The following is a 16087-nucleotide window of genomic DNA, read 5'->3' as shown; positions in this document are numbered from 1 at the left end:
AATCCCAAAAAAGATTATCATTTTTGCTCCAAACTATGTTGCCCTTCGATAAAACGAACTGTCCCTGTTTTTGCACGCATAACAACGGAGTGTGTTGTTCCAACTTTCCCTTTATATTGCACACCTCTTAAAAGCTCCCCATTGGTTACACCTGTTGCAGCAAAATAGGCATCATCGCCTTTTACGATATCACCCATTAACAAAACTTTATTAAAATCGGTAATGCCCATTTTAGTTAACCGAATTTTTTCTTCTTCCGTTTGTTGAATCAGCTTGCCTTGAAAGTCTCCACCCAAGCTCTTGAGTGCAGCTGCTGCAATTACACCTTCAGGAGCACCACCAGAGCCAAGCATGATATCAACACCTGTATTATCAAATGCTGTATTGATTGCAGCAGCAATATCACCATCTTGCATCAGTTTAATTCTTGCTCCCGAATTTCGGATTTCCTCAATCATTTTTTCATGTCTTTCTCGATCCAATATAGCCACAACAAGATCTTCGATTTTTTTATTTTTAGCTGCTGCAACCGCCTTTAAATTTTCCATCACAGGTGCATTAATATCAATTTTCCCTGCTGATTCTGGACCCACAGCAATCTTCTCCATATACATATCTGGAGCATGTAATAAATTTCCTCGCTCTGCAACGGCAATGACAGCAAGAGCATTCCAAGAACCTGCAGCAACAATATTGGTTCCCTCCAAAGGATCTACAGCAATATCAACTTCTGTCCCATCACATGTACCTAATTGTTCTCCAATATACAACATCGGTGCTTCATCCATTTCACCTTCCCCTATAACAACCGTCCCTTTTATATGAATTGAATTAAACATTTCCCTCATAGCTTGTGTCGCTGCTGCATCTGCTTCTTCCTTCTTACCTCTGCCCAACCACCGTCCGGCAGCCAGTGCTGCAGCCTCCGTTACTCGAACAAGTTCCATTGATAAATTTCTATCCATTCTTACTACCTCCATTTATTGTTAAAAATAATTTTCTCTTACTAAATTTATTCCATATTTATTATTCTCGAATTAAGTAATCTCGAATTCGAGATATTAGATAAAAAAAATAATGCCTACCTTCCCTAATGTGTCACCCCCGACAATCTAATTTTATCGCTTAAACATGATAACCTTTTATCTATTTATTACTTGGTAACTTAATGTAACCATAATAACTTTTTTAAATTTAGCTGTCAATTAATATGTGTCAAATTCGTGAACAAATAAGGGCGTAGTCTATTTATTTGGTAACTTTATTCCAGTAAATACTTTATTTTAACAACTGATTTTGTTATTATTAATATACAGTTATTAAAAATAACCAAGATACAATTAGGGGGGGTGTAAAAAGATGGAGACAGAACATAAGTTATGCAATAAAGTTGAAGAATGCTATCATATTATGGGAAAGAAGTGGATAGGTCTCATTATTCATACATTAATGGAGGAGCCAAAAAGATTTAGTGAAATCCATACCTTTATTCCAGACTTAAGTAAAAGAGTACTAAATGAACGGATGAAAGAGCTCGAGGAAAATGGAATTGTATTAAGAAATGTCATTGCAGACCGTCCGGTACGAACAGAATATTCATTAACAAAAAAAGGAACAGAACTCGGACGATCGCTCAAAACTTTAGAAGAATGGGCAGAAAAATGGTTATAAATTAAATGACCTCTCTAATTTCCAGAGAGGTTTTTCACTGTATGTTAATACCTTATCGTTATTCACCATAGCTTTGGATCAAATTTGCTAGATGAGCATAAGCTCCTCCTGCAAGTAATGCGGACGTAACCATTACTGCTTCACCAAGCTCTTCATTAGTACTTCCAAGCTTTACTGCATTTTTCGTATGGACATCAATACAATATGGACATTGAGTAGCATGAGCGACTGCCACAGCAATAATCTCTTTAAACTTCCCACCCAATTTTCCGTCCTTCAACGCTGTTCTACTAAACGCGGAGTACCTCCTAAAGCCTTCAGGAGCAAATTTATTTAATTTTACAAGTTTTTTAAGATTAGATCGTCGATAAAGACTATCATCAGCTTCTGGGTCCATCGCATTATGTATATGTGTACTATGTGTTACAACTCCACCAGCTTCTACACCAGCTACGACAAAGACTGCTTCCACTAATTCTTCTAGAGAAGCACCTTCTGCTTTTGCACGACGTGTATGTGAATCAATACAATAAGGGCATTCCGTTACATGGGCAATTGCAACCGCTATGATTTCTTTTTCCTTTTTACTAAGTGCACCTTCTGTCATTACCGCGGTATTAAATTCGGAAAAGGCTTGCAGCTGTTCTGGTGCTAAGTCTTTAAGTTTACTAAGATTTTTTAAATTTCCTTTATCATATAAATGGTTTGTCATTATAGACATCCTTTCTTTCTAATAAAGATAAGTAGCAAGATACTAACAGGTTCCTTTTTCTATTGCAAAACGCAAATTTTTATGTTTGCTTTATTACACCATCACTTATATCCAATAAAAAACGAAGAAGCAATCTCTTCGTTTTTTTGCACCTATTAGCGAGAAGTATAACCTGCGTCTGCATGAATTGTTGTGCCTGTCACAAAAGAGGATGCGTCAGATGCTAACCAAAGACTAGCCTATGCTATTTCTCCTGGCTGCCCAAAACGATTTAATAAACTTAGCTGAGGAGCATATTCTTCTTCTTTCAAACCGAATTGCTCTAATGCACCACGAAGCATTGGTGTATCTATTGCACCTGGGGCAACCGAGTTAACACGAATGTTAAGTGGACCATTTTCCAATGCAGCCACTTTTGTCATGCCAACTACACTATGCTTTGCCGCAACATAGGCAATATTATGTGGCTGTGGACGGAATACACTAACAGATGAAATGTTAATAATAGAGCCACCATTTCCTTGTTTTTGCATTTGTTGTAATTCATATTTCATACAAAGTGCAGTACCAGTTAAATCAACTGACATTAAGCGATTCCAGTACGCTTCATCAAATTCAGGTGCTGGTTTGTCATCTGGTGTTAAAGCAGCGTTATTTACTGCTACATCTAATTTCCCAAATGTATCGACTGCAAACCTAACCATTTTTTGCACTTCTTCAGATTTTGAAATATCTACTTTTACAAAGGCAGCTTCTCCTCCACTTGAATTTATAGCATCTGTCACTGCTCGTCCTTTTTCTTCATTAAAATCTGCTATGATAAGCTTTTGCTTCTGCGAATAACTTCGCTGTTGCTTCACCCACCCCCATTGCCGCACCGGTAACAATTGCTACTTTTCCTTCTAAAACTGGGAAATTCATTTGAATCCTCCTCTTACGGTATATATTTATTTAAAAAATTCACTAGATGCAGAAAAAACATCTTCAACCATCAGTATTTGTTAAAGTATTCCATACCATTCAGATTGTATGAAAATTGTCGGTTATCGATCACCAAGCTATATTTTAAAAAAACAATAGAGTTACTTAACAAAGTGCCCATAATTTCTTGCTGCTTCTTTTACTTTTTCTATTCTTAGTATAATTTCATTCCTCTGGTCTTGGCCCTGGTTCTAGTCCTGAATTTTCCACTGTCATAATTGGGATAATTTCTACATCTCCATCTACTCGAACTTGACAAGATAGTCGTAAATTATCCTCAAATATTCCCTTCTTACTAAAAGCGTTTTTTTCGATAGTTGTTTCGGCACAAACTTCACCACTCATTATTTCTACTCTACAAGTTGTACATTTTGCTTTCCCTCCACATTGGTGGAGAATATTTACACCGTTGTCTTCTAATGCTAGTACCAGCTTTCTTCCTTTTTCCACTTCAAAAGTTCTATATCCAATAACGGTGATTTTGGGCATATCTATCCTCCCCTTAAAATAGGTTTGAATTCTTTCTTAAAGATGAATGATCCGATGAGATTTTTTCAGCTATTTCCTATTCAACATTAAATTCACTGAGTAACATTTCTTCTGTTTGTGGCATCGAGGTACCTAAATGCCAACACCCCATCCCTCCTAATCCATATTCTTTAACAAGCCTGAACTTAGCTAGAAGGCTTCTAGGATCTTCAAACCATACTTCATGTAATTTTTGATTTTCATCTACATACCTAAACCATGGTGATGAAGCCTTTTCATCATAGAAAACTTCACTTTCATGCTTAATGTACTGATTAATGGCATTCTGTGTAGAATAGGCAGCCCCTTTGCGATTTTCACCGTTGATTGTCCAATCATAGGCATACTGTGGTATGCCCAGCATAAGTTTGGACTTTGGCACAACAGAAATTGCGTAATTTAACACCGGGCGAATTTCACTAATCGGTGCGATGGGACCAGAAGGACCACCTGGCCAATGCCAGTTATAGGTCATTAAAAATAATTTATCTGCATACTTTCCAAGTGTTCGATAATCATACCCACTATAATATTGTGGTATTTTATCACCTGTCATTGGAGGCAAGGCTATTAAAACATGCATTTTAAACCGATGAAGTTTTGCAGCTAATTGTTTTATAAACTGATTTAGATTTTCTCTGTCTTCAGGTCTTACCATCTCAAAATCTATAACTACCCCTTGATAATCTTGACTATCCAACAATGAATAAATATTACTTATAAAGGTTTTTCTTAATGCAGGATCACTAATTACCTTGTGAACTAGATCTGGGTCAAACCCTTTACTGCTCACGTTTGTTAGGGTGGCATAAGGATATAAATCCCTTCTCCATGCAATTTTATGAGCTTCATTCTCTTTGACTCTAATAAGCTGTCCTTTTTCGTTTGGCCGATAATCAAATACAAATAGCCCTGAAAGGGTTCGTTTATATTTTTCAATCATCCAAGTATTTGTATCTTTATCTTTTGGAATAAAGTAAGTTCCAGTCCAAATATTCTTTTTTGAAGAAGGAGGAAGAGATAATTTCTGCCCAGGGATAATAAATGATGTTTTTAGATTGTTATAATTCATCAAAGATTTTGTATTAATAGCGTGACGGTTGGCAATTTCGAACAAACTATCGCCTTGTTGAACTATGTAATAAGAACCTGGAATCAAGAGAGCTTGTCCCAATACAAGATGATGGTTTTTTTGTAAACCATTTAAGTTTGCTATTGTATTGATTTTCTTATTATATTGGGAGGCAATTTTATTTAAGGTGTCTCCCAATCTGGTTTTATGAATGACTTGAGCAAATGCAGCATTGGAATAATTGAAAGATAAAATTAAAAATATCAAAAACATTGAGATAGGTTTAACCATACTGACTCTCCTTTTCATTTCATATAAATAGTATTTGTTTGCGATCCTATAATATGAATAGGAAAATTAATCCAAGCCCAATTAAGATCAAAACAAAAACCCTTAAAAATCTTTAAGGGTCCAATACTTAATCTTTCATATCAATATGAAATTTAACATTTTCAATTTGTACATTTAACAATTTTTCTAACTGTACCTGTTTTGCGTCAATTTCATTCTCTTCCTTTTCACAAACTACATTTTCATGTTGAAGATTATTAAACATAGTTGATACCACTTCTTTAAAAAAGGAGGATTTAGTTAATACATACATAATTAATTCCGTAACTGCACTTTTTTCCTGTTCGTTCTTTGTGGCAAAAATACTATGTTTATCAGGTTCAAAAGCGATTAAAGATTCCATGTGATTTGTAAAGCGAATACCAAAATACTTTGTTTCTGTTCCAAAATACTCATTTTCCCTTATACGAAGAAACCCTAACCCAATCATAAACTCATAATAGGGTAAGTCCTTTTCAAGAAATTGTAATATCTTTATTTCAATGTTTGAGCTTTGATCTATAAATATTTCTTTTTCTAACTTCGTTTGGATAACTTTGGCTTCTAACAAGTTCACTTTGATTACCTCACGTTTATTTTAATTATGCTATTCTAATACTTTCTTTTTCATCACCATCTATGTAGCCAGCTGTCGTTCCAACGATGGTTCCTAACCTGCCGTCTTTAAATTTCACCGTAGCTTCAGCCACATCCTCTACTCCAATTCCTTCATGAGCTAAAATGGCTGTATGTGCGTATGCACTTTCTACCTCTCCCATAAAGTACTGAAATAATAACCTGTCAATTATTCTTCCCTGAAAATTTCTCAATTATTAATTTCTGTATTATTGCATTTCCTCTATTTTCCCAAAATTCAACACACAAAAAAAGGCGCCTGGATAGATCCAAGCGCCATTGTTTACATTACTATTATACAGCTACTGGTGATAATTTTTTTGCAACTTCTTTTACTTTTTCTAGTCCTTCAGCAATAATCGCTTCAGCTTGAGCTGGCATTGCAGCATGACCTTCGATAATGACTTCGTCTACGATTTCCATACCGAATACAGCCCCAACTACGTTTTTAATATAATTTGCAGACATTTCCATTGGTGCTGCTTCTGGTGTTGAGTAAACGCCGCCGCGAGCACTTAGGATGATTGCTTTTTTGTGTGTCATTAATTGTACTGCTTGACCATTTTCATCGTATTTGAATGTAAAACCAGCTTGGTATACATAATCAATAAACGTTTGTAATGGTGCTGGGATGGTTAAGTTCCATAATGGGAATGCGAATACAACTAAGTCTGCTGCTGTAAGAGCATCCATTGCTTTTTGTTTTGCAGCTAGAAGACGTTTTTCTAGATCAGTCATTTCTTCGCCTGACTCCAATTTACCGAAAGCATTGAATAAATCTTGGCCAAAGTAAGGCATATCTTCAGCGAAAACATCAAAAGTTGTTACATTTGCACCCTCTACGTTCTCCATAAAAGTTTCATACATTTTACTTGATACAGCCTCAGAAGCTGGACGATTGTTTGCTTTCACTACTAATATATTCATTTATATTATTCTCCTTTTATCTTGAAGTTTATTATTTTGAAATTAATTATCTCGAATTAATAATATATGATTCTAGTATTCCTGTCCATAGTAGATATTTCCTGTTTTAGTACTTTCCATAAATTTTGATATATAAATAATTCCCATCAGACCTTTTTGTTTTTATTCACTTAGTCGTGTTAATTACTATATCGGATATACTGTTTTAGGATCTGCATGAGATCAGAAATTCAAATGAGTAAAAAATCAATATCTTTAAACAGTTCAAATAGGATAATAGGTCTATAAGAGGTTAGAGCTTCCACAATATTATAAACAGAATGGACTATAGACCTTTTTCCTATTTTTATGAAAAGTAAAAAAAACACAAAAAAACCTGAAAAAATTCCCTAATAGGCAGAACATTATGAATTATACAATCATTTTATGAAAGCGTTATCTCCTAGTTTTTTGGCAGCACTTCAATTGAAAAGGAGGATAGGTGTCGAAAACTATTATTTTGCTTTTTAAATGATCATTTATAGAAGGGGATAGTTATGATGGCGAAATCGTCCAAATGGAAAAGGGTTACGATTATGTTATTATCAGCGTTGTTATTCGTACCACTCGTTATTCCGCAAGCGAGTGCAAACGAGGATGTAATCGTAAAGAATGTAGAGGCGAGAGCAAAGAGAATTTTAGAGGTAGATGGTAAAAAATTCAAAGATTTAAATGCGAATAAACAATTAGATAAATATGAAGACTGGAGATTACCAGTAGAAGTAAGAGTACAAGATTTATTAGAACAAATGACCATTGAAGAAAAAGCTGGTTTAATGCTCATTTCCTCACAGTTTATGCAGGGTGGCGGCTTTGGAACAGCTAAATGCCCTCCAGAAGAAGGTACACTCCTTTGTGAGACAGATACATGGAGCGATACAAATATGTGGGCCCAGCCTGGTGACCCGAATTATTATTTTGATGAGCCAGTGTTAGATGCATCTGCAGCGACAACAGGGATCCTTGAGCGAAACTTGCGCTATTTCATCATTCGTGATAATCCAAAGGCTGATGTATTAGCACAATGGACAAACGAACTGCAGGAAAAAGCAGAAGGCTCAAGATTAGGAATCCCAGTCGTGATGACGTCTAATCCACGAAACCATATCAATAATAACCTGGCATTTGGGTTTGCGGAAGCAAGTGGAGTATTTTCTGTATGGCCTGGTGAACTTGGCCTAGCAGCTACAAGAGATGCTGAGTTGGTTAAGAAATTCGGTCAAATTGCTGCAAAAGAATGGAGAGCTTCTGGAATCCAAAAGGGTTATATGTATATGGCTGATATCATTACAGACCCAATCTGGGGTAGGACAAATGGAACATTTGGTGAGTCCCCTGAACTTGCGGCAGATATGATTTATGCAATTGTGAAAGGATTCCAAGGAGATCAATTAACTTCAAGTAGTGTTTCTTTAACAACGAAGCATTTCCCAGGCGGCGGAGCACGTGATGATGGGAAGGACCCACATTACTTAGATGGGAACTTTAATCCATATCCAACAGAGGGAAGCTTACTTAAGTACCATATCCCTCCGTTCAAAGCTGCGATTGAAGCAGGCACGACATCAATCATGCCTTACTATGCGTATCCAAGCAATGAACATAGTGCACCAGGTCAATTAGGCACTGATGAACCGTTCGAAGAAGTTGGTTTTGCTTATAATAAAGCGATTATTGGCGATCTATTACGTGACCAGCTCGGTTTCAAAGGCTATGTGAACACGGATACAGGTATTACAACTGCAATGCCTTGGGGTGTTGAAGATTTAACACGTGCCCAAAGAGTTGCCTATGCATTAAAAGCTGGAGTGAATATTTTCTCTGGTGAAGCAGATCCACAATATATTATTCAGGCAATCGCTGCTGAACCTGAATTAATCGAGTTTGTGGATGATTCAGTTGAATTCTTACTAACAGAAATGATGAAATTAGGATTGTTTGAAGATCCTTATGTGGATCCTGAAAATGCAGTTCAAGTTGCGTCTAATCCTGAATCTCAGAAACTTGCAGATGAAGCACACCGTAAATCAGTCGTTCTTTTACGTAATGATAAAAAACTACTTCCATTAAATAATGGCCAAATCAAAAAGATTAAGCTTTATGTGGAAGTATTCACAAGAAATAATGCAGCAGGCAGTTCAGAAGCTTTAAGAAAAACAATTGCAAACTATGACAAGTCGATTCAGGTTGTCGATAATTTAGAGGAAGCAACACATGCATTAGTTTGGGTACATCCAAACAATACAACAGCAAATCCTTCCATTAAATTAGGGCCTGAAACAGGAATTGCAAATGTAGATCGCATTGTAGAAATTCAAAAAACAGTTCCAACAATTACTGCGATTAACATGACAAACCCATGGTTAATTGATGAAATTGAACCAAATGCAGCAGCAGTAATCAGTACATTTGGAGTAAAAGCTGAAGCATTAGTTGATGTGATCCGTGGTAAATTTAATCCAACTGGAAAACTTCCATTTACAATCCCTGCGGACGAAGAGGCAGTAGCGAATGAAAATGGGGACATTCCTGGATATGAAGAAGACCCATCTTATGTGTACAAAAACAAAGCTGGACAGGAGTATTGGTTTGGTTTTGGACTTTCCTACAATCAAGGAAAAGCAGTAGGAAAACCTGAGCATGCTGGCGAAACTGGAAAACCTGCTCATGCCGAGAAATCCTCAAAATAATAAAAATGCTAAATAGTTTGATCCAAATAAAAAAGTCTGGTGGAATGATTTCCCATCAGACTTTTTTATTTTCATTCAATTTAATAGAGTTAATCACTATACCGGGTAAACAGTTTTATGATCTGCAAGGATTACCAATTTATTTTCATTAGGTTGAAATTTTACTTGTGCATCAGACGAATAATACCAAGTCTTTTCGTTCTCCTTTGCATCAAATATATTTAACTCATCCCTAAATTCCAACACATTTGAAGCGGTTTCCTCATCAATAGGAAGTGAAATCTGCCATCGGTCATCCTTTTTTTCAACATAGTATACATTCGTCTGACACAACAATCGGCTGCCAATAGAATGACGAATCATCAACATTAGAAGTCACCCCCTGGTAAATCAATTAATAAAAAGAAACTATCTTCATTTCCCTGGATCGTAATTTCGTGAATGTCTGTGATCCGAGCAGCATCCTGGGACTTTAAAACAGTGTCTCCATTAATTGAAATCTCCCCCTCTATCGTAAAGACATAAATCCTCCTGCCCGTTTCCTGCTGAAAGTTTAAGGTCTTCTTTCCATCTAACTTCGATAAATAAAGGGTTAAATCTTGATGGATTCCGGCCACACCTTCGGAGGCAGTATGGGAGATGACAGGTAATAAGTTATTTTCTAATTGTTCAACATCATAGGAAATATCTTCATAGGACGGTGTTAACTTTTTTTCATTTGGTGTAAACCATAGCTGTAAAAATCGTACCTCTTCCTCATTAGAAGCATTAAATTCTGAATGGAGTACTCCTGTTCCAGCACTTATACGCTGAATATTTCCATAGCTGATAATTCCCGAGTTACCCAAGTTGTCTTCATGTTTGAGCTGTCCCTTCAATGCGATAGAAACAATCTCCGCCTCTCGATGTGGATGAATACCAAAGCCGCGTCCAGCTTGAACTGTGTCGTCGTTAAAAACACGCAGTGGACCAAATCGTATATTGGAAGTATCATAATACTCACCAAAAGAAAAACTTAGATTACTCTCCAGCCATTCATTTTTTACTGTGTATCTTGTCACTGCAGGATAAAGTTGAATCAATTTTTAACACTCCTATCTAATTTTTTTATTCATAAATCTTTCTGGACACTCATGCATTTGTCCTTTAAACCCTCGATTAAGGACAAATCTTTCTGGATACTCTTGCGATTTGTCCTTAAGACACTCGATTAAAGACAAATCTTCTCGGACACTCTGCGATTTGTCCTTAAGACACTCGATTAAAGACAAATCTTTTTGGATACTCTTGCGATTTGTCCTTAAGACACTCGATTAAGGACAAATCTTCTCGGACACTCTTGCGATTTGTCCTTAAGACACTCGATTAAAGACAAATCTTTTTGGGCACTCTTGCGATTTGTCCTAAAGACCCTCGATTAAAGACAAATCTTTCTGGATACTCTTGCGATTTGTCCTCAAGACCCTCGATTAAAGACAAATCTTTTTGGATACTCTTGCGATTTGTCCTCAAAAAACAAAAAGTTGGAACATATAACAGGATTTCTTCTGCTATATAATCCAACTCCATCTTACTTAGCATTATGCCTGATATTTTATCCACAAACGCATGGACGAATGGATTTTAAGAATTGGACTGTTCCTTCATCTATTTTTAATTCAAGATAATTGTATTCGAAGTAAATTTCAATGTCAAAAAAAGCTGCTCCAAACTGATTAATAAGTGGTTCCGTTTTGGGTGCTTTTCTTTTACATAAGATGTCCTGTCCACCAGCAATGTAAAATAAATAAGCGGAGTTTTTTCGGTTAACTGCAGAATGGGGCTCGTTTCAGGGATATATAAGCGGAGGTTTTCCGGTTATGGAAAGCAAAATCTCCATTTTTATTAAATTTCGAGTCAATAGGCGGAATTTCTCCGTCTATTTATCACAGAGCTTGTGCTTAACCTGATTCCCCACCCAATAAGTGCGGACCCTCTTTAAACTGGTTAAGCTTCAAGCCCAAAATATTAAACTTTTGACGAGTTCCTTCTATTATTTATGATTAACTTTCATCCTAATTAATATCAAAAAAAAACGCCCCACTGATTTAAATTCAATCATTAGAGCGCCTTGGTCATAATTCTTGATTCTAATAAAAACTTTTCGAATTTCCCTTACATATTAATACTTTACTACACTTCTTTCTTGGTTGTAGACAATCTTTTTTTTTCCTCGCCAACGGTAAAACACTTTCATCAAAGGCATAATTATTATAAAGATGAACAGCAGCCGGAACGTTTGGAACATCGAAACAAGTGAGACCTCTGCATTAACTGCATCTGCTAATAATACCATTTGATCTAAGCCGCCTGGGGCTGTGCTTAGGAAACTTGTCGCGAATGTTGTGTCCAATGTAAATGACATTAAGAAGCTTGAGCCGAATGTTAGTGCAATCAGTGCGAATGCGCTGAAAATGCCGCCTGCAAGTACACGTACTGGAAGCTTAATCATATGCGGCTTGAGCATTAAGCCGATATGGGCGCCGATGAGCAGCTGTGCAACGTCCATGACGATACCAGGTACTTGTGGCATTGCGATGGGTGTTGCGAGTTGCAACGTAATTAACAAAATAATTGGCGTGATGAAAAATGCGACTGGCAAATGGATGCGTTTCGTTAAATATGAGCAAACCCATGCAAGTGCAATTAATAATACTAAACTAATCGTTAGCTTCGCATCAGTTGGCGGCTTGCTCATTACTTGACCAGAGACAATAAATGGTACAAATACAACGACTAGCAATAACCGAATTACTTGAAAATAAGAAATAACGCCAATTTCTTTAATTTTTTCTTCTTCTGCAAATACGACGATTTGACCTAAACCGCCTGGAATAGCGCCTAGTACTGCTGCTTTCATCGGAATTTTTGCCCATCGGCTCGTTAAGCAGGCAATGCCGATTGAACCGCCGATTAAAATAACGTTTAACGTTATCATATAAAACAAAATTGAGCCCATCATGCCGAATAAATCGGTGTTAAATTGTACACCTATTACGGTACCAACCATGACGACACCTATATCACGCATTTGGCCGGACCAATTGAGCGGTCCTTTATAAAAAAATTGGGCTAACATGACGACAACAATTGGGCCAAGCATCCATGGAATAGGGATGTGCAGCAGGCTAAAAATATAACCGCCAATTAAAGATAAGATTAACACCTTTAACATCGCCTTCAACCGTAACACCCCTTCCTATAAAAATATTCCTATCTATATTTATTACTTAAGAAACCACCAGCGTTCATTATCATGAATACTGGTGGTTTAGTTATATTATTTCACTAATTCTTTTACTTGTGCTTCACGATCTACGTCATCGCGGCGACGATCACCCCAGTATGCAGAACCATTTTTCAAATATTCTTCATAAGTCCATTTCACTGGTTCCCAGTCCGGCTCGAAGATTAAGTAGCCGTTTGTGAAGATTTCAAGACGTAAGCCACTTCCTGGATCTTTTACGTAAATGTACATCGCTTGAGAAATACCGTGTTTACCAGGACCTACGAATTGTACATCAGCTTCGCATAAAATATCAGCAGCACGCAGTAAGTCTTGTGCGTTGTCTAACCAGTAAGCGATATGGTGCATTTCGTTTGGCTGTTTTGAACGTGAAGTAGACATAATTGCTACATCATGTACTAAGTTTGTTACTGATAACCAACTTGCTACTTGTACATCGTCTGGATTTACAAAATATTCGCGCAACTTAAACCCTAATGCTTCTTGTAAATATTTCACAATCTCAGCATTGTCGTGAGAAGTTTGTAAGTTTACATGGTCGATACGGCGTGGAGATACACCTTTCGCCCACGATTTATAAGTTTGGTTTTTAAGTACTGATTTACGAGTTGCATCAGCAGGTGTTTTTTCCATATCGTAGTAAAGTTCGAAGCGGTGGCCACTTGGTAAGTCGAAGTGGATTGCTTCACCTTGCGCTACTTCTTCACCAGCTTCTATCCAGCGGACTTCTGTTCCAGCTTCTTCTAATAATTTTGCAAACGTTGCTACGTCCTCGCGGCGTTTAGTACGCCAGCCGATGTGATCGATGTAAGAAGTTTCACCAGCTGTAATGGACAATGTATGGTGTTCGAAGTCCCCCCACGCTCGTAAGTAGTGTACGCCATCTATAACCTCTGTTTCTTCTAAGCCGATTGTGTCGCGGAAGAACCATAAAGATTTTTCAAGATCTTCTGACACTAAAGCTACGTGTCCTAATTTTGCAATTTCCGGTGCGTAAAGAAATTTTTCCAATTATATTCACCTCATAGTTTAATTGTTTTTTTATAAAAGAATATAAGAAAAACGAATCATTTTCGAATGCTTCTATTACCCTTGAATGTTTGTATTAACGCCGAATAAATGCCTGCCGTAACCTAAAATGCCGTCTTCATATAAAGAAGTAATGTGTACTGCGATTGCCATTAAGTCACGAGTGAATAGCTCTACTGGGTGACCTTTTAATAATGCGTGTCCACCTAAAGTAAGTAGTGATTTTACGCCGATTTGTGTACACTTATCGATGATCATTGCACGGATCGCTTTATATTTTGCCCCTTCGTATGGGCCGCCTTTATCCTTTTCCATCATTGCGATGTATTCATTTAATAGACTTTTAGCCGAGAGCATTTCAAGCTTTAACTCCGAAAGCACACGTTGGCTCGTTGGAGAATCTTTTTCGTTTATACCGGAGAAGCGTACGCGGCCTGCTGTATGCTTTTCGAATTCGTCAAGTACACGCTCTGCACCGCCAACGGCCATGGCTGCGAACCCTACATAAAAGCCAGGGTAGAATGGTGTGTTGTAGTATAAGTAGTCTTGATCGAAATCTTCATACGGTGGCTGGCTCTTTTCGATAATTTTGTTAAAGCGTAATATTGCCTCAGGCTTAACGAAAACATTATCGACAATTAATGTATTACTGCCTGATCCACGAAGACCCAATGAATCCCAAGTTTTCACAACTTCTAAGTCAGAAACTTTTAATAAAATACCTACACGCTCAGGCTTGTCGTTGTCTTCGAATTTCATCATTGCTCCAACGCCAACCCAATCGGAGTAGTTGATTCCGCTTACAAAATTGTACTTACCTGAAACAATATAGCCATTTTCAGCTGGTTCTACTTTGCCGATTGGTGCAAATACATCAGCTACGAAGCCGCCTTGGTTAATGACTTCATCGCGAATGTGCTTCGGATAGTAGCATACCCAAGAGTTGTGCACGGAGAAGAAGTATGTTAACCACGAAGCAGATAAGTTGTGGTAACCAACTGTGCTTACCATATCAACGAATGTGCGCCAATTAAGTTGAGGATAGCCGAACTCTTTCGGTAAAATTAAACGATGAATTTCCTCCTCGCGGATTATGTCCGCGAGGCGTGAAGAAATGGTCGAGTTTAAATCGGCTTCGATTGCTTCTAACTCTGCAGCTTCACCGATACGCTTTGCTTTTTGCATAATTTCTTCATAAGTAGCTTTATTTTCAACTACTGTTAACATCTGATCATTCCTTTCAAAAATAGTTTATTGTACTGTAGCTGCTTGGTCTTTTTCAACTGCTAAAAAATCGATGACAAGTTTGTTCACGACTTCTGGCTGGTCAGTTTGTGCTTGGTGACCACAGTTTTCGATATATTCGAATTTAATGTTCGGTAATAATTTCTCAAGCTTATAACCTGTCTCCACTGGTGCGACAGTATCTTGATTACCCCAAATGAATATGCCAGGAATTTTTAATTTTGGTAAAGCATCTTTAATGCAGTAACGATCCCAAAGCTTTGGTTCTTCATTCATTCTGGCTAAGTAAGCATCGAACGCTTGATTTGATTCTTTTATGCCAGGGCGAGTGGCTGCTTGATGACGCAGTTGAATTAGTTCTTCAGGAATGACTGTGTCTTCACTTGAATTGCGATACATAAATTTACGTAATGATTCTTCTGTATAATCGTAACCAATCACTTCTAGGAATGAACGTAGCTTTCTTATTGGTACTTCTTGCATTGCTTGATAAATTGTATTACTGCCGATGTAAACAACCTTATTTACTTTCTCAGGATGGTCAATTGCATATTTAGCTGCAACGTAAGCACCTTGTGAGTTGCCGACAAGTGATACTTCATCTAGGCATAATGCTTCAATAAAATCATGTACATGATCCACTAAACTTTGATGACCTTTTACCGGCCACGCGTGAGGACGTGCATCTGTGAATCCCATTGATAGTTGATCTACTGCGTATGCACGGAAGCCAGCTTTAGCTAATACAGGCAACATAAAACGCCAACCCGCTGCGCCGCAGGCTCCAGGTCCTGCACCATGTAATAAAATTACAGCTGGTCCTTCTGTTCCTGCCCAGGAATAATGTGTACGTACACCATTTGCTAATACGTAACTATTATGAAATCCTTCAAAAATTGTCATCCTTTTTCCTCCTTGTGCTGATTGGCTGTTAATTTCTG

The 16087-nt window shown here is 37.4% G+C and carries 15 protein-coding genes and 1 pseudogene; 2 read left to right on the top strand and 14 right to left on the bottom strand.

Annotated features, from left to right (window positions below):
- Nucleotides 1-17: 17 nt before the first annotated feature.
- The gene (glpX, locus tag V7108_RS18025) at nucleotides 18-965 is read right to left on the bottom strand and encodes a class II fructose-bisphosphatase (protein WP_335568995.1); all 948 of its coding nucleotides are present in this window, start codon (nucleotides 963-965) and stop codon (nucleotides 18-20) included.
- 394 nt (nucleotides 966-1359) lie between these two features.
- On the opposite strand from glpX, the gene V7108_RS18020 reads away from it, so the two are divergent.
- Nucleotides 1360-1671 (top strand): winged helix-turn-helix transcriptional regulator, encoded by a 312-nt coding sequence (locus tag V7108_RS18020; RefSeq protein ID WP_335568994.1) that lies wholly within the window; start codon nucleotides 1360-1362, stop codon nucleotides 1669-1671.
- Between the two features lie 58 nt (nucleotides 1672-1729).
- Here V7108_RS18020 and V7108_RS18015 read toward each other — a convergent pair whose 3' ends face one another.
- The 7 genes and pseudogenes from V7108_RS18015 to V7108_RS17985 all read right to left on the bottom strand — a co-directional run bounded on the left by V7108_RS18015 (nucleotide 1730) and on the right by V7108_RS17985 (nucleotide 6857).
- Complete coding sequence (locus tag V7108_RS18015; RefSeq protein WP_335568993.1) at nucleotides 1730-2383, bottom strand: carboxymuconolactone decarboxylase family protein; 654 nt, start codon at nucleotides 2381-2383, stop codon at nucleotides 1730-1732.
- Nucleotides 2384-2538: 155 nt separating this feature from the next.
- A pseudogene (locus V7108_RS18010) lies at nucleotides 2539-3168 on the bottom strand (SDR family NAD(P)-dependent oxidoreductase).
- Nucleotides 3169-3529: 361 nt separating this feature from the next.
- A complete protein-coding gene (locus tag V7108_RS18005; RefSeq protein WP_335568992.1) occupies nucleotides 3530-3853 on the bottom strand; it encodes a 2Fe-2S iron-sulfur cluster-binding protein in 324 nt (107 codons plus the stop codon).
- Between the two features lie 76 nt (nucleotides 3854-3929).
- The gene (locus tag V7108_RS18000; RefSeq protein WP_335568991.1) at nucleotides 3930-5255 is read right to left on the bottom strand and encodes a glycosyl hydrolase family 18 protein; all 1326 of its coding nucleotides are present in this window, start codon (nucleotides 5253-5255) and stop codon (nucleotides 3930-3932) included.
- A 127-nt stretch (nucleotides 5256-5382) separates the two neighbouring features.
- The gene (locus V7108_RS17995; protein WP_335568990.1) at nucleotides 5383-5871 is read right to left on the bottom strand and encodes a hypothetical protein; all 489 of its coding nucleotides are present in this window, start codon (nucleotides 5869-5871) and stop codon (nucleotides 5383-5385) included.
- 25 nt (nucleotides 5872-5896) lie between these two features.
- The gene (locus V7108_RS17990) at nucleotides 5897-6124 is read right to left on the bottom strand and encodes a Gfo/Idh/MocA family protein (protein WP_335568989.1); all 228 of its coding nucleotides are present in this window, start codon (nucleotides 6122-6124) and stop codon (nucleotides 5897-5899) included.
- A gap of 100 nt (nucleotides 6125-6224) precedes the next feature.
- A complete protein-coding gene (locus V7108_RS17985; RefSeq protein WP_335508992.1) occupies nucleotides 6225-6857 on the bottom strand; it encodes an FMN-dependent NADH-azoreductase in 633 nt (210 codons plus the stop codon).
- Nucleotides 6858-7393: 536 nt separating this feature from the next.
- On the opposite strand from V7108_RS17985, the gene V7108_RS17980 reads away from it, so the two are divergent.
- Nucleotides 7394-9586 carry a glycoside hydrolase family 3 protein gene (locus V7108_RS17980; RefSeq protein ID WP_335568988.1) on the top strand — a complete coding sequence of 731 codons (2193 nt, stop codon included), beginning with the start codon at nucleotides 7394-7396 and terminating at the stop codon, nucleotides 9584-9586.
- Nucleotides 9587-9682: 96 nt separating this feature from the next.
- On the opposite strand, the gene V7108_RS17975 is transcribed toward V7108_RS17980, so the two are convergent.
- The 6 genes from V7108_RS17975 to V7108_RS17950 form a co-directional block, all read right to left on the bottom strand.
- Nucleotides 9683-9955, bottom strand: a complete 273-nt coding sequence (locus V7108_RS17975; protein ID WP_335568987.1) for a hypothetical protein — start codon at nucleotides 9953-9955, stop codon at nucleotides 9683-9685.
- Nucleotides 9955-10668, bottom strand: a complete 714-nt coding sequence (locus tag V7108_RS17970; protein WP_335568986.1) for a pirin family protein — start codon at nucleotides 10666-10668, stop codon at nucleotides 9955-9957. Before V7108_RS17970 ends, V7108_RS17975 begins: the two co-directional genes overlap by 1 nt.
- Before the next feature lie 1079 nt (nucleotides 10669-11747).
- The gene (locus tag V7108_RS17965) at nucleotides 11748-12800 is read right to left on the bottom strand and encodes an AbrB family transcriptional regulator (RefSeq protein WP_335569123.1); all 1053 of its coding nucleotides are present in this window, start codon (nucleotides 12798-12800) and stop codon (nucleotides 11748-11750) included.
- Between the two features lie 105 nt (nucleotides 12801-12905).
- Complete coding sequence (locus V7108_RS17960; protein WP_335509002.1) at nucleotides 12906-13883, bottom strand: VOC family protein; 978 nt, start codon at nucleotides 13881-13883, stop codon at nucleotides 12906-12908.
- Nucleotides 13884-13958: 75 nt separating this feature from the next.
- On the bottom strand, nucleotides 13959-15128 hold the full coding sequence (locus V7108_RS17955) for an acyl-CoA dehydrogenase family protein (RefSeq protein WP_335509004.1): 1170 nt from the start codon (nucleotides 15126-15128) through the stop codon (nucleotides 13959-13961).
- A gap of 24 nt (nucleotides 15129-15152) precedes the next feature.
- Nucleotides 15153-16049, bottom strand: a complete 897-nt coding sequence (locus V7108_RS17950; protein ID WP_335568985.1) for an alpha/beta fold hydrolase — start codon at nucleotides 16047-16049, stop codon at nucleotides 15153-15155.
- Nucleotides 16050-16087: the final 38 nt, after the last annotated feature.

This window comes from Neobacillus vireti (assembly GCF_036962345.1).
In the GTDB taxonomy this organism is placed as follows: Bacteria; Bacillota; Bacilli; order Bacillales; family Cytobacillaceae; genus Neobacillus; species Neobacillus vireti_A.
This window is presented reverse-complemented; position numbering and strand designations above follow the sequence as displayed.